17 protein-coding genes are annotated in these 18573 nt (G+C 71.6%); 10 read left to right on the forward strand and 7 right to left on the reverse strand.

From position 1 onward, the window contains the following. The first annotated feature begins 38 nt into the window (after positions 1–38). The gene (locus tag KFLA_RS18350) at positions 39–905 is read left to right on the forward strand and encodes a helix-turn-helix domain-containing protein (protein WP_012921306.1); all 867 of its coding nucleotides are present in this window, start codon (positions 39–41) and stop codon (positions 903–905) included. 248 nt (positions 906–1153) lie between these two features. Here the strand turns inward: KFLA_RS18350 and KFLA_RS18355 are convergent, their stop codons facing one another. Further along, a complete protein-coding gene (locus KFLA_RS18355) occupies positions 1154–1585 on the reverse strand; it encodes an organic hydroperoxide resistance protein (RefSeq protein WP_012921307.1) in 432 nt (143 codons plus the stop codon). A 29-nt stretch (positions 1586–1614) separates the two neighbouring features. Beyond that, positions 1615–2568, reverse strand: coding sequence for a quinone oxidoreductase family protein (locus KFLA_RS18360; RefSeq protein ID WP_012921308.1), 954 nt, complete (start codon positions 2566–2568; stop codon positions 1615–1617). Between the two features lie 101 nt (positions 2569–2669). Between KFLA_RS18360 and KFLA_RS18365 the strand changes: the two genes are divergently transcribed. Then, positions 2670–3323: a TetR/AcrR family transcriptional regulator gene (locus KFLA_RS18365; RefSeq protein WP_012921309.1), complete on the forward strand. Its 654-nt coding sequence runs from the start codon at positions 2670–2672 to the stop codon at positions 3321–3323. A gap of 39 nt (positions 3324–3362) precedes the next feature. Here the strand turns inward: KFLA_RS18365 and KFLA_RS18370 are convergent, their stop codons facing one another. The 4 genes from KFLA_RS18370 to KFLA_RS18385 form a co-directional block, all read right to left on the reverse strand. After that, the gene (locus tag KFLA_RS18370) at positions 3363–4109 is read right to left on the reverse strand and encodes a sulfite exporter TauE/SafE family protein (protein WP_012921310.1); all 747 of its coding nucleotides are present in this window, start codon (positions 4107–4109) and stop codon (positions 3363–3365) included. Between the two features lie 201 nt (positions 4110–4310). Then, a complete protein-coding gene (locus tag KFLA_RS18375; RefSeq protein ID WP_012921311.1) occupies positions 4311–5456 on the reverse strand; it encodes an SPFH domain-containing protein in 1146 nt (381 codons plus the stop codon). Positions 5457–5541: 85 nt separating this feature from the next. Next, complete coding sequence (locus KFLA_RS18380) at positions 5542–6081, reverse strand: NfeD family protein (RefSeq protein ID WP_012921312.1); 540 nt, start codon at positions 6079–6081, stop codon at positions 5542–5544. A 112-nt stretch (positions 6082–6193) separates the two neighbouring features. Continuing rightward, positions 6194–6976 carry an ABC transporter ATP-binding protein gene (locus tag KFLA_RS18385; protein WP_012921313.1) on the reverse strand — a complete coding sequence of 261 codons (783 nt, stop codon included), beginning with the start codon at positions 6974–6976 and terminating at the stop codon, positions 6194–6196. A gap of 88 nt (positions 6977–7064) precedes the next feature. On the opposite strand from KFLA_RS18385, the gene KFLA_RS18390 reads away from it, so the two are divergent. From KFLA_RS18390 to KFLA_RS18425, 8 genes are all read left to right on the forward strand, one after another. Next, entirely contained in the window at positions 7065–7799 is a 735-nt protein-coding gene (locus KFLA_RS18390) for a hypothetical protein (RefSeq protein ID WP_012921314.1), read from the forward strand. Between the two features lie 280 nt (positions 7800–8079). Further along, a complete protein-coding gene (gene serB / locus KFLA_RS18395; protein WP_012921315.1) occupies positions 8080–9291 on the forward strand; it encodes a phosphoserine phosphatase SerB in 1212 nt (403 codons plus the stop codon). Positions 9292–9370: 79 nt separating this feature from the next. After that, positions 9371–10288 carry a GNAT family N-acetyltransferase gene (locus tag KFLA_RS18400; RefSeq protein ID WP_012921316.1) on the forward strand — a complete coding sequence of 306 codons (918 nt, stop codon included), beginning with the start codon at positions 9371–9373 and terminating at the stop codon, positions 10286–10288. Positions 10289–10402: 114 nt separating this feature from the next. After that, positions 10403–11809, forward strand: a complete 1407-nt coding sequence (locus tag KFLA_RS18405; RefSeq protein ID WP_012921317.1) for a glycoside hydrolase family 16 protein — start codon at positions 10403–10405, stop codon at positions 11807–11809. 61 nt (positions 11810–11870) lie between these two features. Beyond that, a complete protein-coding gene (locus KFLA_RS18410) occupies positions 11871–12938 on the forward strand; it encodes a cyanophycinase (RefSeq protein WP_012921318.1) in 1068 nt (355 codons plus the stop codon). Then, the gene (gene cphA / locus KFLA_RS18415; protein WP_012921319.1) at positions 12935–15796 is read left to right on the forward strand and encodes a cyanophycin synthetase; all 2862 of its coding nucleotides are present in this window, start codon (positions 12935–12937) and stop codon (positions 15794–15796) included. Before KFLA_RS18410 ends, cphA begins: the two co-directional genes overlap by 4 nt. A gap of 131 nt (positions 15797–15927) precedes the next feature. Beyond that, complete coding sequence (locus KFLA_RS18420) at positions 15928–16470, forward strand: copper chaperone PCu(A)C (protein WP_012921320.1); 543 nt, start codon at positions 15928–15930, stop codon at positions 16468–16470. Continuing rightward, positions 16467–17669, forward strand: coding sequence for a Dyp-type peroxidase (locus KFLA_RS18425; RefSeq protein WP_012921321.1), 1203 nt, complete (start codon positions 16467–16469; stop codon positions 17667–17669). The genes KFLA_RS18420 and KFLA_RS18425 overlap by 4 nt, the downstream gene beginning before the upstream one ends. Positions 17670–17700: 31 nt before the next feature. Here the strand turns inward: KFLA_RS18425 and KFLA_RS18430 are convergent, their stop codons facing one another. Continuing rightward, a complete protein-coding gene (locus KFLA_RS18430; protein ID WP_012921322.1) occupies positions 17701–18561 on the reverse strand; it encodes a hypothetical protein in 861 nt (286 codons plus the stop codon). Between the last annotated feature and the right edge of the window lie 12 nt (positions 18562–18573).

The following is an 18573-nucleotide window of genomic DNA, read 5'->3' on the forward strand; positions in this document are numbered from 1 at the left end:
GTGGGCAGTGCTGGGGAGAGCGGGGTGACGGCGTGACCATGGCCGGCGGGGACGACGGCGGACCGACCGCTCTGCGCATCATGCTCGGCGGCCACCTGCGCCGGATGCGCGAGGCCGCCGGCATCAGCCGGGCCGAGGCGGGCTGGCAGATCCGCTCGTCGGAGTCCAAGGTGAGCCGGATGGAGCTCGGCCGGGTCGGCTTCAAGGAACGCGACGTGCAGGACCTGCTCGAGCTCTACGGCCTGACCGACACGCGCGAGCGCGACCGGTTGATGGACCTGGCCCGCGCCGCGAACAACCCCGGCTGGTGGTCCCGGTACGGCGACGTGATGCCGGCCTGGTTCGCCAACTACGTCGGACTCGAGGTCGCCGCCAAGCTGATCCGCACCTACGAGGTGCTGTTCGTGCCGGGCCTGCTGCAGACCGAGAACTACGCCCGCGCCGTCGTCCAGCTCGGCAAGTCCTACCTGCCGCAGGAGGAGATCGACCAGCGGGTCGCGCTGAGGGTCACCCGGCAGCAGATCCTGACCCGGTCGAACCCGCTCAAGCTGTGGGTCGTCATCGACGAGGCGGTGCTGCACCGGCCGATCGGGGGCCGGCAGGCGATGGCCGAGCAGGTCGAGCACCTGATCAAGATGGCGAAGCTGCCGAACGTCACACTCCAGGTGATGCCGTTCAGCAGCGTCGGTTACCCGGGCGCCGGTGGCGCGTTCAGCATCCTGCGCTTCCCCGAGGGCGACCTGCCGGACGTGGTGTACATCGAGCACGCGGCGAGCGCGCTGTACCTGGACAAGGTGGAGGATCTCGACGAGTACGCCGCGATCATGGACGCGCTGAGCATCGCGGCGGCCCCGGTGGCCGACACCGAGCGCCTGCTGCTCGAAGCGCTGGAACGCCTCGCCTGAGACAGGACGCGGCGACCCGGCAGGCACTCGCCCGGGTGCGCGGCGGCGCCGGAGAATACGCAGCCCCCAGCCGGCCGGCGTACCGCTCCCGCCGCCCTGCCCCTACCCCGCTCTCCCGCCTCCGCTTCCCCAGACAAGGGGATATCCCGGGTCCTGGTGGGTTCTACCTCCGCATGCCGACGGCAGACCCACAAGGTGGAGGGTTATCCCTCCAGCTTGTGGGCGTGGCGCATGCGGGGGTGGGGGGTTCAGGCGAGGGTGAGGTCGACCTTGATGTTGCCGCGGGTGGCGTTCGAGTACGGGCAGACCTGGTGCGCCTTGGCGACCAGCTCCTCGGCGATCACGCGCTCGACGCCGGGCAGGCTGACCACCAGCGCGACCTCCAGCCCGTAGGCGGCGCCGCCGTTGACCGGGCCGATGCCGACCTCGGCGGTGACCGTCGAGCCCTCGCTGTCCTGGCGGGCCCTGCGGGCGACCAGCTTCAGCGCGCTGTGGAAGCAGGACGCGAAACCCGCCGCGAACAGTTGCTCGGGATTCGTGCCCTCGCCGTTGCCGCCCATCTCCTTCGGCGGCGCGACGGTGACGTCGAGCTTGCCGTCGTCGCTGGCGGTGTGCCCCTCCCGGCCCCCTTCGGCGGTGGCACGGGCGGTGTACACGACCTTCTCGACTGCGATCGTCATGCGGAACGTCTCCTCGGGGTGGCGCGGATTCAGCGGGTGGGGTCGAGCACGAGCTTGCCGACGGTCCGGCGGGCCCGCAGGTCCTCGTGCGCGGTGGCGACCTCGGACAGCGGGTACTCGCCACCGACGAGCGGACGCAACCGGCCCGCCACGGTCAGGTCGAACAGCTCGCGCAGCGGGTCGCCGAGCAGCGCCGGGGTCTTGAAGCAGTCCGCCAGCCAGAACCCGGCGATCGTCTTCGAACCCTTCATCAGCCGGCTCGGCGCGATCGCGGCGGCCGACTCCCGCGACGCCGCACCGAAGGTGACCAGCCGGCCGAACCGGGCCAGCGCGTCGAACGACTCGTCGAACGTGCGGCCACCGACCATCTCCAGCACGACGTCGACCGGCCGGCCGCCGTTCGCCTCGACGATCCGGTCCTTCAGCCCCTCGGGACTGCCGTCGACGGCGACGTCCGCGCCGAGCTTCACGACCTGCTGGCGCTTGTCCTCCGACGACGCCGTCGCGATCACCCGGCCGGCGCCCCACAGCTTGGCGAGCTGGACCGCCAGCGACCCCACTCCCCCGGCCCCGGCGTGCACGAGCACGGACTCGCCCTCTTGCAGGTGAGTCGAGGTCTTCAACAGGTGCCAAGCCGTCGTGCCCTGCAGAACGAGCGCGAGCGCGTCACCGTCGCTCACGCCGTCGGGAACGTCGAACGCGTACGGCGCGTGCGCGACCGCCTGCTCGGCATAACCGCCCGAGCCGAGCAGCGCGACAACTCGGCGGCCGTCGGCGGTCCGGCCGACGACCTCGCCGCCCGGAATCAGCGGCAGCTCGGTCTTGGACAGGTAGCTGTTCTCCACCTGGTGGGTGTCGGCGTAGTTGATGCCGGCCCGGTCGACGGTGATCAGCACCTGCCCCCGGCCCACCTGCGGCGCGTCGACCTCGCTGACCCGCAGCACCTCTGGTCCGCCGAACTCGGTGATCTGTACAGCACGCACGCTGGGCATCCTCTCCGCGTCGTTCTCGGGCATCCGGGTGTGTCCGGTCGCTCTCCTTACACCGTACAATACAGTGTACGTTAACGGAGGAGAACGTGACGATGGCGACAAGAACCCCGCGTAACACGCTGAACGCCGAGCTGATCGTGCGGACCGCATTGGACCTGATGGAGGCCCGCGGCACCGACGCGTTCAGCTTGCGCGGCCTGGCGGCTGAGCTCGGCGTCGGCCCGATGGCGCTCTACACCTACTTCCGCAACAAGGACGACCTGTACGACGCCGTCCGCGACCACCTGATGGCGCTGGTGCCGCCGGTTCCCGCTGGCGCCTCGTGGCCGGACCAGGTTCGTGCGGTCTGCCGGGGACTACGCCGGCTGATGCTGGAACATCCTTGCCTTGCGCAACTACTGGCGAGCCGGCCGCTGAGCGGGCACGAGACGGCTCGGGTCGCCGAGGGCCTGCTCGGCGTACTGCGGGACGCCGGGTTCGACAACGAGACGGCCGCCCGGACCCACACGACGCTGTTCACCTTCGTGCTCGGGGCGACCTCGTGGGAGATCCAAATGGCGGCCGAGCGGCGCGACCCGGAGGCCTGGCGGCGGCTGCGGACGACGATGGAGGCGTTGCCGGCGACCGAGTTCCCGGTCGTGGTGGCGCTGGCGCCGGAGCTGGCCAGGACGACCGGCGGCGACGACCAGTTCGACTACGGACTCGACCTGCTGCTCGCCGGCCTCGCGGCGAAGGCGGCCGGCTGAGATTCACCGGGCCGGACCGGCGGACGCGGACGCGGCGGGTCAGAGCAGCAAGGTGACGATCGCGACGATGCCGATCACCACGATCAGCCCGCGCAGCGCGACCGGCGGCAGCTTGCGGCCGTAGCGGGCGCCGACGAAGCCGCCGATGGTCGAGCCGACCGCGATCAGGCCGGCTGCGAGCCAGTCGACGTCGGCGACGATGATGAACAAGATGGCGGCGACGGTGTTCACCGCCGTGGCCAGCACGTTCTTCAACGCGTTCATCCGTTGCAGGTTCGCGTCCAGGCCGAGTCCCAGCACGGCCATCAGCAGCACGCCCTGGGCGGCGCCGAAGTACCCGCCGTACACGCCGGTGGCGAAGACGGCCGGGATCACCCACCAGGCGCCGCGATGGGTGTGCTCGGGCACGCTGATCCACTGCGACAGCCAGGGCTGGAAGGCGACCAGCAGGCAGCCGAGCAGGATGAGGATCGGCACGATGGCGCCGAACGCGGAGTCCGGCAGGGTCAGCAGCAGGACTCCGCCGAGAATGCCGCCGAGCAACGAGGCCGGTACCAGCCGGAGCATCCGCCCGCGCTGGCCCTCCAGCTCCCGGCGGTACCCGATCGCGCCGGCCGCCGTACCGGGTGACAGGCCGACGCTGTTGCTCACGTTCGCCAGCACCGGGGGGATGCCGACGGCCAGCAGCGCGGGGAAGGTGAGCAACGTGCCCGAGCCCACCACCGCGTTGATCGTGCCCGCGCCCACACCCGCCACCAGGACGAACAGCGCCTCGAACCATGTCATCGCTGCACGACTCTACGCACCTGACCCTGGTGCCGGTTGGTCCGTCCGGTCACTGAGCGCTCAGTTGACGTGAAGGTCACACCCAGCAGAACGCCGAGCCGCCGTGACGTCACGCGGCCCGGCACTCACCGTGGGGTGAGTGCCGGGCCGGGACAGTGCCGGCCGGGCGCCCTAGGGCGCCGGGCCGTTCGGCGCTTGGGGTCAGCGGGCCGGCGGCGGCTCCGCCGGCGGGACCTGCGGCTCGGCGGTCGCGGTGACGGCCGGACTCTGCTGCGCGGCCCGGGAGCTGACGGCCGCGTTCTGTGCCGCGGCGATCGCCTCCTGCACGGCGTTGTCGGCCTCGGCCACCGCGGCGTCCGGCGTACTCGTCAGCTCGGCGGCCGGCTCGTCCTGCTGCACCTCGCCCGGCTCCGGGAACGGCCCCTCGGCCTTCTGCGGGATGCCGGCGATCTGGCCGACGGCGCTGCCGAGGCCCTCCATCGCCTTGCCGATCTCGCTCGGGATGATCCACAGCTTGTTCGAGTCGCCCTGGGCGATCGACGGCAGCATCTGCAGGTACTGGTAGGCCAGCAGGCCCTGGTCCGGCTTGCCGGCGTGGATCGCGTTGAAGACCGTGGTGATGGCCTGCGCCTCACCCTGCGCCTTGAGGATCCGGGCCTCGCGCTCGGCCTGCGCGCGCAGGATGCGGGACTCCTTGTCACCCTGGGCGGTCAGGATCGCGGACTGCTTCTGGCCCTCGGCCGACAGCACGGCCGACTGCCGCATACCTTCGGCGGTGAGGATCGCGGCCCGCTTGTCGCGGTCGGCGCGCATCTGCTTCTCCATCGAGTCCTGGATCGACGGCGGCGGGTCGATCGAGCGCAGCTCCACCCGGTTCACCCGGATGCCCCACTTGCCGGTCGCCTCGTCCAGCACGTACCGCAGCTTCTCGTTGATCTCCTCGCGCGACGTCAGCGTCTGCTCCAGGTCCATGCCACCGATGATGTTGCGCAGCGTCGTCATCGTCAGCTGCTCGATCGCCTGGATGTAGTTGGAGATCTCGTACGTCGCGCGCACCGGGTCGTTGACCTGGAAGTAGATGACCGAGTCGATCGACACCATCAGGTTGTCCTCGGTGATGACGCCCTGCGGCGGGAACGCGACGACCTGCTCGCGCATGTCGATCGTGTAGCGCACCTTGTCGACGAACGGGGTCAGCAGGTTCAGGCCGGGCTGCAGGCCGACCTTGAACTTCCCGAACCGTTCCACGATGCCGACGGTCTGCTGCTGCACGACCCGGACGGACTTGACCAGCGTGACGACCACCAGTAGCGCTACCAGTGCCAGCACGATGAGGAACGCTTCCACGTGACCCTCCACTCGAACGATTCAGGACGGACAGTCTTTCCTACCGACGGGCCACTGCCCAGTCCGGTTCCCTCACGATCCGGCCTCAGCGCGGCGGGTCGGAGTCCGGCTTCGCGTCCGCCTGCGGGCTGTCCGGCCGGTCGAGCTCGCCCTGGTGGTGACCGAGCGGCAGGCCGACCGGGTACACCACCGCGGTCGCGCCGTCGATCTGCATCACCTCGACCCGCGTCCCGGGCGCGATCGTGGTCAGGTCGTCGAACGGCCGCGCGGTCCACAGCTCACCGCCGAGCCGGATCGAGCCGACGCTGTCGGGGTGGATCTCCTTGACCACGACGCCGGTCCGCCCGACCACGTGCTGGGAGCCGGTCTTCATCTCCACACCGTGGTGGATCTTGCGCACCAGCAGCGGACGGATCGCGCCGAGCATCGCGGCCGCGGTCAGCAGACCGACGACGATCTGCAGCCAGAGCAGGCCGGGAAAGACGGCCGCCGCACCGGTCGCGGCCAGCGCGCCGGCGGCCAGCATCAGCAAGGTGAAGTCGAGGGTCGCCAGCTCCGCGAGGCCGAGCACGACGGCGATTCCGAGCCATGCCGCCCAGACGTTGTCCCGCAGCCAATCCATCATTTGCCAAGCCTATCCGCGAGAGGTACCTCCGACAGTACTCCGTCGGCGCGCGCGCAAAAGCGATCGCACCAGCCGGCGACCGTGGTCGGCGGCTCGCGGTGGTGGCCGGTGCTCAGAGGGCGCGGGCGGAGTACCGGCCGTCGCTGTGCTCGAGGGTGAGTGCGAGGTCGAAGGTCTCGCTCAGCGTTTCCGCGGTGAGGGCCTGGTCGATGGGGCCGGCCGCGACCAGCCGGCCCTGCTTGAGCAGCAGCGCGTGGGTGAAGCCCGGCGGAATCTCCTCGACGTGGTGCGTCACCAGCACCATCGCCGGCGCGCCCTCGGCCGTCGCGATCGAGCTGAGCGACCGGACCAGCTGCTCGCGCCCGGTCAGATCCAGACCGGCCGCGGGCTCGTCGAGCAGCATCAGCTCGGGATCGGTCATCAGCGCGCGGGCGATCTGCACCCGCTTGCGCTCTCCTTCGGACAGCGTGCCGAAGGTGCGGTCGGCGAGGTGGCCGATGCCCAGCTCGGTCAGTAGTTCTTTGGCCCGTTGGTGGTCCAGCTCGTCGTACTCCTCGCGCCAGCGACCGAGTACGGCGTACGAGGCGGAGACGACGACGTCGGAGACCCGCTCACCCTTCGGCAGCCGGTCGGCCAGGGCCGCGCTGGTCAGGCCGATCCGCGGCCGCAGCTCGAACACGTCGACGGCGCCGAGCACCTCGCCGAGCAGCCCGGCGACGCCGGCCGTCGGGTGCATCTGGGCGGCCAGCACCTGCAGCAGCGTGGTCTTGCCGGCGCCGTTCGGGCCGATGATCACCCAGCGGTCGGTCTCGTCGACGGTCCAGTCGATCCCGTCGAGCAGACGCGACCCGCCCCGCACGATCGTGATGCCGGCCAGCTCCACCACTGCAGTCATGGGGCAAAACCTACGGGGTGGCCGCGGACCGCCCGCGAGGACCCTGGGGGTGTCGGCGCGCCGTGGGCCGGATGGGACACTGATCGGCGTGCTGACCACTGCCGCCTCGGTGCGTTTCACCGTGTGGACGAACGCGATGCTCGCCGGTGCGTGCGACCCGGACACCGCCGCGCACAAGATTCTCGGCGACGACGTCGGCCACCACGTGGCCGGTCTGCCGGCACACCCGTCGCCCGCGACCCTGCCGGTCGCGCTGAACCTGCTGCGCGCCGCGGGTGCTCGCGAGGCCCATCTGGCCCTCCCGGTCCCGGGCGATCCGATCGGGCTGGCCGGGCCGCCGGCGTTCAACGAGTCCGCGCTGGAAGCGGGCGAGGCGGTCGTGCTGTCCGGCGCGGGGATCGGGCTGGTTCCGGCGTACGTCGGGCCGGCGGTGCAGTGGTCGGTGCTGACCGCGCAGTCCCCGCCGCCGGCCGACCTCGGCGAGGCCGACCGAGGCCTGCGGGCGGCGCTGATCGAGGCGGCCGAGTCGCTGGCCGCGCTGGACGTCGCGCGGTGGAAGCCGGAGGTCGCGGACGCGCTGATCGACATCCGCAAGATCGGCCAGGGTCGCGGCGACGACCTTGCCCCCGGCTACGAAGCCCGCGCGGTGAAGGCGGCGGCCACCGCCCGGCGCTGCCTGGCGATCGCCGACGCCGCGCTCGAGGACGACGGCGCGGCGGTCACCGGCGCCGAGGCCGACGCCCGCCGCCGCGCCCTCACCGAACTCGCCGCCGCCGCCCGCCGAGCCCTGGTAGCCGCCTGCGCCCCGCCCGCCCCCCACTGACCTTCCCCGTCACCCCGCCCCGCCACCCCGCCCCGTCGCCTGCCCCCTGCCCCGTCGGCCCCTCCCCGCCCCGCGCACTCTGATGGGTCAACCCACCAGATGCAGGGTTGGCCCATCGGATTCTGGTGGGCCAACCCTGCGCTTGGCGGGTTAACCCATCAGAGTGCGGCAGCGGCGGAGACCGGGGCGAGGGCTGGGTGGAAGGGGTCGGGCGGAGCGGGGCCGGGATGTGGACCGCGTGTCCAGCCGGCGGGAGGGTTTGGGTAGCGTCTGCGGTGCGATGACTGGACAGGCTGAGCACGAGACGCCCCCGCTGGACCGCCCGACCCTGCTGGTCACGTTGACCGGGACGGACCGCCCGGGCCTGACGTCCGCCGTGCTGTCGACGATCGCCGGCCGCGGGCTCGAGGTGATCGACGCCGAGCAGGTCGTGCTGCGGGGCCGGCTGCTGCTCGGCGTCCTGCTGTCCGCGCCACGGGACCACAAGGAGTTGAAGAAGGAGCTCAAGGAGCTCGCCGACGTGCTCGGCGTCGACATCGACGTGAAAAAAGGTGTCGGCGACAACGAGCCGCGCCGCAAGGGCCGTACCCACGTCACCGTGATCGGCAGTCCGCTGACCGCGCAGGGCTTCGCCGCCATCGCCGGCCGGATCGCCGACACCGGCGCGAACATCGACCGGATCAGCCGGATGGCGCGCTACCCGGTGACCGCGGTCGAGATCGCCGTGTCCGGCGCCGACACCGACGCGCTGCGGCCGGTGCTCGCGCTCGAAGGGGTCCGGCACGGCCTCGACGTCGCCGTCCAGGCCGGCGGACTGTACCGGCGGGCCAAGCGACTGATCGTGATGGACGTCGACTCGACCCTGATCCAGGGCGAGGTGATCGAGATGCTCGCGGCGCACGCCGGCCGGCTGGAGGAGGTCGCCGCGGTCACTGAGCAGGCGATGCGCGGTGAGCTCGACTTCGCCGAGTCCCTGCGGCACCGGGTCGCGACCCTGGAGGGGCTGCCGGCGTCCGCGCTGGACGAGGTGTACGCCGCGATCCAGCTCGCGCCCGGCGCCCGGACGCTGGTCCGCACTTTGAAGCGGCTCGGGTACCAGTTCGCCATCGTCAGCGGCGGGTTCAGCCAGATCACCGACCAGATCGCGGCCGACCTCGGCATCGACTACGCGGCGGCCAACGAGCTGGAGATCGTCGACGGCAAGCTCACCGGCCAGGTCGTCGGCGACATCGTCGACCGGGCCGGCAAGGCGGTCGCGCTGCGCCGGTTCGCCGCGGCGGCCAGTACGCCGTTGTCCCAGACGGTCGCGATCGGCGACGGCGCCAACGACCTCGACATGCTCGCCGCGGCCGGCCTCGGCGTCGCCTTCAACGCCAAGCCGGTCGTCCGCGACGCCGCCGACACGCACCTGAGCGTGCCCTACCTGGACACCATTCTCTACCTGCTCGGCATCTCCCGCGAGGAAGTCGAAGCCGCCGACGCCCCGGACTGAACCGCGGTCGCTGCAGGAAGCGGCAACCTCCGCCGAACCGGTTTGCCCTCGCTCGATCAAGGCAGGCAGGATCGCGTCCATGGCGCCTCACCTCGTACTGCCGGAGCCGTTCACCGCACGGCCGGCGACGACGGCCGACGTACCGGCGGTGCACGCACTGGTCGGCGCGGTGGAGCGTGAGCTCCTCGGACGGACCGAGACCGGTGCCGACGGCATCGAGGCGTCGCTGACCCGGCCCGGCCTGGACGCGGCGGTCGACAGCCTGGTCGTGCACGCCCCCGACGGACAGCTGACTGCGTGGGCCTGGATCAACCGCGGGCGCCGGGCGCAGATCGACGTGGCCCCGGCGTTCCGCGGCCACGGGATCGGCAGTGCGCTGCTGGACTGGACCGAAGCCAGGGCGGCGGAGGTCGGCACCGACTGGCTGGCGCAGAACGTCGACGACAAGGACCGGGCCGGGACCGAGCTGCTGCGCTCGCGCGGGTACGAAGTGCTGGCGAAGAACTGGCAGCTGGAGATGCCCGTGGCCGAGGTGTCCGTCGAACTGCCGGAGGGTTTCACCGTCCGGCCGTTCCAGCCGGACGAAGCGCGGGCGGCGTACCAGCTGATCGAGGACGCCTTCGACGAGTGGCAGCCGCGGCGCAAGTCGTACGAGGAGTGGGCGCGGCTCAGCATCGAGCGGGCGAGCTTCGCCCCGGCCCTCTCGCCGGTTGCGTTCGCGGGCGGGGAACTGGTGGGCGCGGCGCTCTGCCTGGACCTGCCCGATCCCGACGACGGGTACGTCGAGCAAGTCGCTGTCCGCAAGGACCAGCGAGGACGCGGGCTGGCGAGGGCGCTGCTGGCGATCGCCGCCCGAGGTTTCCGGGCGCAGGGCAAGCACAACCTGACGCTGTGGACCCACTCGGACACCGGCGCCCTCGCGATGTACGAACGCCTCGGCATGTCGGTCCGCCGCAGTACGACGGTCTACCGCGGGCGGGTGCGCGCCGCCGGCTGATCGGCGACCAGATCGTGACGAGGTGTTGACTCCTGGCCATGAGAGCGCTCACATAGGCGTAAGCCCCGGCCGGCCCGCTCCTGGTGAGGCGCCGGCCACGAATGGGAGGTTCAGATGCGTTCCCGCCCGAACACACGGTCCACCCGCCTGCGCACCCTGCTCAGCGCGCTGTTCATCCCGGTGCTCGTCGCCGTGCCGCTGACCATCGCCGCACAGGCCAGCGTGCCACCGCCCCCGCCCGGCTGGACCACCGTCTGGTCCGACGACTTCGACGGACCGAGCGGCTCACTGCCGTCCAGCGCGAACTGGATCATCGACACCGGTCACGGTTATCCCGGCGGCCCGGCCAACTGGGGCACCGGCGAGATCCAGAACTACACCAACAGCCCGAACAACGTCTCCCTCGACGGCACCGGCAACCTGCGGATCACCCCGCGGCGCGACAGTGCCGGCAACTGGACGTCGGGCCGGATCGAGACCCAGCGCAGCAACTTCAAGCCGCCGTCCGGCGGCGTCCTGGCGATCGAGGGCCGGATCCAGATGCCCAACGTCACCGGCAACGCGGCGCTCGGCTACTGGCCCGCGTTCTGGGCGCTCGGCCAGCCGTACCGCGGCAACTACTGGAACTGGCCGGCCATCGGCGAGTTCGACATCATGGAGAACGTCAACGGGATCAACTCGGTCTGGGCCGTGCTGCACTGCGGCGTCAACCCCGGCGGCCCGTGCAACGAGACCAGCGGCCTCGGCGCCAGCCGGGTCTGCCCGGGCGCGAGCTGCCAGTCCGCGTTCCACACCTACCGATTCGAGTGGGACACCAGCATCTCCCCCAACGAGCTGCGCTGGTACGTCGACGGGCAGGAGTACCACAAGATCACCCAGGCCCAGCTTCCGGCGGACACCTGGACCAACATGACCTCGCACGCCGGCTACTTCATCCTGCTGAACGTCGCGATGGGCGGTGCCTTCCCCGACGCGCTCGGTGGTCCGACGCCCCGGCCCGAGACCGTGCCGGACCGGCCGATGATCGTCGACTACGTCGCTGTCACCACCCGCGGCGGCGGCACCAACCCGCCGACCACGCCCCCGCCGACCACCCCGCCGCCGGGCGGCAGTTCGGCGTACACGACGCTGCAGGCCGAGGCGTACGGCGCGCAGGGCGGTGTCGGTGTGGAGACCACGACCGACAGCGGCGGCGGGCAGAACCTGAGCCAGCTCGGCAACGGTGACTGGGCCCTCTACCGGGGCATCGACTTCGGCAGTACGCCGGCCCGCCAGTTCGTCGCCCGAGTCGCCTCGGGTGCCGGCGGCGGGGTCAGCGGCCTGGTCGAGGTCCGGCTCGGCAGCAGGACCAGCGCGCCGATCGGCAGCTTCGCGGTCGGCAACACCGGCGGCTGGCAGAGCTGGCGCTCGATCCCGGCCAACATCTCCGGGGTCACCGGGGTGCACGACGTCTACCTGACCTTCACCAGCGGCCAGCCGGCCGACTTCGTCAACGTCAACTGGTTCACCTTCGGCCACTGACCGAACCGCCGCGGTGGGCCCGTCGATCAGCCGGCGGGCCCACAGCACCTATTCTTCGGCTATGTCTGAACAGGTGGTGAGCAGCGGGCCGGGTGCTCTCTTCGCGATCGGCGGCGCCGAGGACAAGCTGAAGAAGCGCACCGTGCTGCAGGAGTTCGTCGAGGCGGCCGGTGGGCCGAAGGCGCGGATCGTCGTGGTGCCGACCGCGTCGGCGCTCGGGCCTGACGTCGTCGACGTGTACTCCGCGCTGTTCGCCGCGCTCGGCGCGGCCAGTGTGGTCGGGGTCCGGCCGGAGAACCGCGAGGACGCCGACGACCCGGCGTTCATCGAGCCGCTGGACAGCGCCACCGGCATCTTCATGACCGGCGGCAACCAGCTCAAGCTCAGCGGCGTGGTCACCGGTACGGCGTTCGGCCGGGCCGTCACCGCCGCGCACAAGCGGGGCGCCGCGGTCGGCGGCACGTCGGCCGGCGCGAGCATCCTGGCCGAGCACATGATCGCCTTCGGCCGCTCCGGCGCCACCCCGCGGCAGCGGATGACTCAGCTGGCCGGAGGGCTCGGCCTGGTCCAGGGCGCGATCGTCGACCAGCACTTCGCCCAGCGCAACCGGTACGGCCGACTGCTCTCGTTGGTCGCGCAGTCCCCCGGGCTGCTCGGCATCGGCGTGGACGAGGACACCGCGGCAGTTGTCCGCGGCACCCATCTCGAGGTGGTCGGTCGCGGCGCGGTGACGATCTTCGACGGCAGCCGGATCACCTCGAACGCGCACTACGCCAAGCGGTCCGAGGCCATTCTCGCCTCGGGTGTCGTGCTGCACGTGCTGCCGGCCAGCGCCACCTTCGACCTGCGCGCGCGGGCCCTGCTCTCGTACGGGCCGCAGCCGCCGGCCGAGGAGCTGGCCGAGATCGAGGCGGCCGAGGCCGACCTGCGCAAACTGGCCCGCGACATCGCCGCCGAAGGGGTCTCCCCGCGGTACTACGCCGAGCACAAGCGGCGCAGCGGCAAGCGGGTGTCCCGACGGGTCTCCGCGGCCGGGTCCAGACCGGAGGCGACCGAGCCGCTGGGCGCGGGCGCCGAACTCAGCCGACCAGACACCGAGCCACGAGACGACAGTGGGACGACCGTATGAGTGACACCGCCGCCCGGAACGACCACCAGAACGACGACCAGCACGACGACCTGGCCGAGCAGCACGTCGCCCGCCGGCAGGGCGCGCCCAGCCCGGACCTCAAGATCATCGAGACCCGGGTCTACCGCGGCGCGAACATCTGGAGCTACGAGCCGGCGATCCACCTGGTGGTCGATCTCGGCTCGCTGGAGAACTTCCCGTCGAACACGATCGACGGCTTCACCGAGCACCTGCTCGCCGACCTGCCGCGGCTCGACCAGCACCACTGCTCGCGCGGCCGCAAGGGCGGTTTCATCGAGCGGCTGAACGAAGGCACCTGGCTCGGCCACATCGCCGAGCACGTCGCCCTGCAGCTGCAGCAGGAGGCCGGCCACGACATGCGGCGCGGCAAGACCCGGCAGGTCAAGGGTGTGCCCGGCCGGTACAACATCATCTACGCCTACGCCGACGAGGCGGTCGGCCTGGCCGCCGGCGAGCTCGCCGTCCGGTTCGTCAACCACCTGGTCCAGCCCGACCCGGACTTCGACTTCACCACCGAGCTCGAGCGCTTCATCAAGCAGGCCGAGCGGACCGCGTTCGGCCCGTCGACGCAGGCGATCGTGGACGAGGCGACCTCGCGCGACATCCCGTGGATCCGGCTGAACAAGGCCAGCCTGGTACAGCTCGGCCAGGGCGTGTACGCCAAGCGGATCCGCGCCACGATGACCTCGGAGACCGGCTCGATCGCCGTCGACGTGGCCGGCGACAAGGACCTGACCACCCGGCTGCTCGCCTCGGCCGGCCTGCCGGTCCCGCGGTCGGACTCGGTCCGCACGGTCGAGGACGCCGTCACGGTGGCGAACAAGATCGGCTACCCGGTGGTGTGCAAGCCGCTGGACGGCAACCACGGCCGCGGCGTCTGCCTGAACCTGCAGGGCCCGGACGACGTGCGCGCGGCGTTCCCGATCGCCGCCGAGCAGTCCCGGCGCGGCTGGGTGATCGTGGAGAACTTCGTCACCGGCCGCGACTACCGGTGCCTGATCATCAACGGCCGGATGGAGGCGATCGCCGAGCGCGTCCCGGCGCACGTGGTCGGCGACGGCGTGCACACGGTCGCCGAGCTGGTCGAGATCACCAACGCCGACCCGCGGCGCGGGGTCGGGCACGAGAAGATCCTGACCCGGATCACGGTGAACGCCGCGGCCCGCGAGCTGGTCCGCAGCCAGGGCTTCGAGCTGGACGACGTGCCGCCCGAGGACACCATGGTCAAGCTGACGCTGACCGGCAACATGTCCACCGGCGGCATCTCGATCGACCGCACCCTGGAGGCGCACCCGGAGAACGTCGAGATCGCCGAGGAGGCGGCCCGGATGATCGGGCTGGACATCGCCGGCATCGACTTCATCTGCCCCGACATCACCCAGCCGGTGCGCGAGACCGGCGGCGCGATCTGCGAGGTGAACGCGGCGCCGGGCTTCCGGATGCACACCAACCCGACGATCGGCGAACCGCAGTACATCGCCAAGCCGGTCGTCGACATGCTGTTCCCGCCCGGGTCGACCAGCCGGATCCCGATCGTCGCGGTGACCGGCACGAACGGCAAGACCACCACCGCGCGGATGATCAGCCACGTCTTCAAGGGCCTCGGCCGCAAGGTCGGCATGACCTCGACCGACGGCGTCGTGATCGACGAGCGGCTGGTGATCCGGGCGGACGCGTCCGGCCCGAAGTCGGCCCGGATGGTGCTGCAGAACCCGCGGGTCGACTTCGCGGTGTTCGAGGTCGCCCGCGGCGGCATCCTGCGCGAGGGCCTCGGCTACGAGCGCAACGACGTCGCCGTGGTGCTGAACATCCAGCCCGACCACCTCGGGCTGCGCGGCGTCGACACGCTGGAGCAGCTGGCCGACGTCAAGGCGGTGCTGGTCGAGGCGGTGCCGCGGGACGGGTTCGCCGTGCTGAACGCGGACGACCCGCTGGTGCGCAAGATGCGCCGCAAGTGCTCCGGCCAGGTGGTGTGGTTCAGCACCGCCGAGGCGGGCAGTGAGGTCCGGGAGTACATCGAGGGCCACTGCCGGCGCGGCGGCCGGGCGGTCGTGCTGGAGCGGTCCGAGCTGGGCGACATGATCATCATGAAGCACGGCCGCCGGTCGATGCAGCTGGCCTGGACACACTTGCTGCCGGCAACGTTCGGTGGCCGGGCGATGATGAACGTGCAGAACGTGATGGCCGCGGCCGCGGCGGCGTTCGCGGCGGGCGCGCCGCTGCACGACATCCGGCAGGGCCTGCGCACGTTCAACACCTCGTACTACCTGTCGCCGGGCCGGCTGAACGAGATCGAGGTCGACGGCCGGCACGTGATCGTCGACTACTGCCACAACGCGCCGGCGATGCGGATGCTCGGTGACTTCGTGGACAAGCTGGGCGAGAGTCTCGGCGCGTCGTCGGAGGTCGGCCGCCCGTCCCGGATCGGCGTGATCGCGACCGCCGGCGACCGGCGCGACGACGACATGCGCGAGCTGGGCGAGGTGGCGGCGCAGCACTTCGACGTCGTACTGGTCCGTGAGGACACCCGGCTGCGTGGACGCCGGCGGGGTGAGTCGGCAGAGCTGATCGTGGAGGGCGTCCGGGCCGCGATCGCCCAGGGCGCGCGGTGCCGGTCGGTGGAGACCGTGCTCGAGGAGCTGGACGCCGTCCGGCACGCGCTGACCCGGTCGAACCGGGGCGACCTCGTGGTGCTCTGCGTCGACCAGCACCAGTCGGTGCTGTCCGAGCTGGAGTCCGTCTCGCACCTGGCCCAGGCCGGGGCCCGGTCCGGCGACGAGGGCGGCGACCCCGACTTCGTCCGTCCGGACGGGGACGCCGAGACGTCAACGCCCTAAGGGGTGTCTCCCAGTTCCGCGCAGTAGGCGGGGAACTGGGAGACACACACTAGACCGTGCGTGAGCGGGGACACACCGCGTGTCCCCGCTCACCCGGGAACTCGGCCCGGCGGCGTCTCGTTGGCCTGTCCGTGAAGAAGAAGTTGCTGACGGCGTGTATCGCCGTCGCCCTCCCCCTCCTGCTGTCCTCGTGCGGTTCCGGTGACCCGGCGGCGGCGTCCGCGGGGAACCCGGCGGCTCAGGCCAGTACGCCGAGCGTGCTCGTCGAGGACGCCTGGGTGCGTGCGACGGCCGGCGCCAAGGACACCACGATGACGGCGGCGTTCATGGCGCTGACCAATCCCGGCGACCGCGAGATCAAGTTGACGGCGGCAACCTCCCCGGTGGCCGGGCTGGTCCAGCTGCACGAGATGGCGATGCGGGACGGCAAGATGGCGATGCAGGAGAAAGCCGGCGGCATCGCCGTACCGGCCGGGTCGCACGCGCATCTGGCGCCGAGCGGCGACCACGTGATGCTGATGCAGCTCAAGCAGCCGTTGCGGCCGGGTGACGAGGTCCCGCTCACGCTGAAGTTCTCCGACGGCAGCAGCCACGACCTGACCGTGCCGGTGAAGGCCTTCACCGAGGAGGAGGAGCACTACCACCCCTCCCCGACGCCGACTCCTTCCTCTTGACCGGACCGAGCTCCCGCCGGCCGTCGCGGCGGCAGCTTCTCGGGTACGCCGGAGCTGCCGCCGCGGGGGCCGCCGTCACCGGTGGCACTGTTGCCCTGGGCAAAGAGACCCCGCACGCTGCCGAGCCGGTAGTGGCCCGCGACCTCAGTCCGTACGGCGACCACCAGCCGGCCGTCGCCGCGGCTACCCCCAAGCACGCCGAGCTCGTCGCGCTGAACCTGCTCGGCAGCACGGACCGTGCCGCGCTCGGCCGGTTGATGCGGTTGTGGACCGCGGACATCGTCGCGCTGACCGCCGGCCGGCCCGCGCCCGGCGACACCGCACCCGAGCTGGCGGTGCCGAACGCCGCGCTGACCGTCACGGTCGGTCTCGGCCCGCGCGTCTTCACCTTGCCGGGACTGACGACGGCCAAGCCGCGCGGGCTCGACGCTCTGCCGGTGATGCGGCACGACCGGCTGCTGCCCGCCTGGTCCGGGGGCGACCTGCTGATCCTGGTCGGCGCCGACGACGCGGTCAGCGTCGTGCACGCCGTACGGCGGCTGGTGGCGGACGCGGCGCCGTTCGCAAAAGCTGTGTGGCGGCAGACCGGCTTCTGGAACGGAACCGGTCCGGACGGCAAGCCGGTGACCGGCCGCAATCTCTTCGGCCAGGTCGACGGCACCGGCAACCCGGCCGCCGGCAGCCCCGAGTTCGGTGCCACCGTGTGGGCCACGGGACCGGAGTGGTTCACCGGCGGTACGACGCTCGTGGTCCGCCGGATCACGATGAACCTGGACACCTGGGACGAGCTGACCCGTTCCGAGCAGGAGCGCGCGGTCGGCCGGAAGCTGTCCACCGGAGCCCCGCTGAACGGTACGGCCGAGCACGACGAGCTCGATCTGGAGGCCCGCGACGCGGACGGCCGGCTGCTGATCGCCGAGAACGCCCACGCCCGGCTGTCCCACCACAGCGTGAACGACGGCCGCCGTATCTTCCGCAAGGGCCTGAACTACGTGCACGACACGGGCGCGACCCGCGAAAGCGGGCTGATCTTCCTCAGCTACCAGGCGGACGTGGCCGGACAGTTCCTGCCGATGCTCGCCCGCCTGGACGCCGCCGACGCGCTGAACGAGTGGACGACAACGATCGGCTCCGCCGTCTTCGCGGTTCCGCCGGGGTTCCGCGAAGGCGGCTGGCTGGCTCAGCGCTTGCTGAGCTGACGACTCAGCCGGCTCGAGCACTCCCGGCCGGTCAGCCGACGGGCTGGCGGCGGGGTAGGGACCGGGGCTCGGGGTCCAGCTGGTCGATCCAGTCGAGGTCGCTGGACAGGACCGCGTCGTTCGGGCGGTCGGCGTACGGGTCGGGTGGAGGCGGAGCCGGCGGGAGCGCGCGCAGCTTGAGCGCGGTCATCGGAATCGCCAGCAGGACCGCGAGCACCATCCAGGGCCAGTAGTCGCGCAGCAGCGGCTCGAAGGCCTGGAAGAAGCCCTCGGTGCCCACGTCGGCCACCTCGTCCGCCGGCCGCCCCGCGGCGGATGCGACCGCTCGGACAGCATCCACCACGGCGAAGGAGACCAGGAAGGCGGCTGACACCAGCGGCCAGTAATACGCCGACCGCCAGCCCCGTCGCCAGCAGCACAGGTACAGGATCGTCGCGAGTCCGACGGCGATCAGCAGTCCGTTGAGCTGCCAGAGCCAACGCCACTCCGCCAGCTCCGCGGCCGGGCGTACGGCGTACCAGGCGAACGGGAGAGTCAGGGCGACTGCGGCAACAACCGAGCTACGGGTGCCGAGGGCACCGAAGAAGGCGCCGACGGCACTTGCCACCAGCAACGTGATCAGCAGGTCGCGTTCAGCCGGTGAGTTCCCGCTCAGCCACCACGTGCCCGCGGCAACGACCAGCACCACCGGGCCGGCGATGCGCAGCCTGCCGAGCAGGAACCCGGCCGCCACTCCCCCGGCGAACCCGCCCAGGACGAGCAGATCCAGCCGGGCGGCGGTCCCCGGGACGAAGGTGGTGGCCCCGGCCGGCAACCCGGCCAGGTAGCTCGCCGCGAAACCAGCCACGAACCAGCCGATCACCGCCGCCGGGACAGCCCACAGATAGCGCATCGCACCCCGTTC

Origin of the sequence: Kribbella flavida DSM 17836 (genome assembly GCF_000024345.1) — a bacterium.
GTDB classification, from domain to species: domain Bacteria; phylum Actinomycetota; class Actinomycetes; order Propionibacteriales; family Kribbellaceae; genus Kribbella; species Kribbella flavida.

Excerpts from the sequence above, each read along its gene's own strand:
- KFLA_RS18350 (WP_012921306.1), top strand. The coding sequence starts at position 39 with ATGGCCGGCGGGGACGACGGCGGACCGACCGCTCTGCGCATCATGCTC.
- KFLA_RS18355 (WP_012921307.1), bottom strand. The coding sequence starts at position 1,585 with ATGACGATCGCAGTCGAGAAGGTCGTGTACACCGCCCGTGCCACCGCC.
- KFLA_RS18365 (WP_012921309.1), top strand. The coding sequence starts at position 2,670 with ATGGCGACAAGAACCCCGCGTAACACGCTGAACGCCGAGCTGATCGTG.
- KFLA_RS18370 (WP_012921310.1), bottom strand. The coding sequence starts at position 4,109 with ATGACATGGTTCGAGGCGCTGTTCGTCCTGGTGGCGGGTGTGGGCGCG.
- KFLA_RS18380 (WP_012921312.1), bottom strand. The coding sequence starts at position 6,081 with ATGATGGATTGGCTGCGGGACAACGTCTGGGCGGCATGGCTCGGAATC.
- KFLA_RS18385 (WP_012921313.1), bottom strand. The coding sequence starts at position 6,976 with ATGACTGCAGTGGTGGAGCTGGCCGGCATCACGATCGTGCGGGGCGGG.
- serB (WP_012921315.1), top strand. The coding sequence starts at position 8,080 with ATGACTGGACAGGCTGAGCACGAGACGCCCCCGCTGGACCGCCCGACC.
- KFLA_RS18400 (WP_012921316.1), top strand. The coding sequence starts at position 9,371 with ATGGCGCCTCACCTCGTACTGCCGGAGCCGTTCACCGCACGGCCGGCG.
- KFLA_RS18405 (WP_012921317.1), top strand. The coding sequence starts at position 10,403 with ATGCGTTCCCGCCCGAACACACGGTCCACCCGCCTGCGCACCCTGCTC.
- KFLA_RS18410 (WP_012921318.1), top strand. The coding sequence starts at position 11,871 with ATGTCTGAACAGGTGGTGAGCAGCGGGCCGGGTGCTCTCTTCGCGATC.
- cphA (WP_012921319.1), top strand. The coding sequence starts at position 12,935 with ATGAGTGACACCGCCGCCCGGAACGACCACCAGAACGACGACCAGCAC.
- KFLA_RS18430 (WP_012921322.1), bottom strand. The coding sequence starts at position 18,561 with ATGCGCTATCTGTGGGCTGTCCCGGCGGCGGTGATCGGCTGGTTCGTG.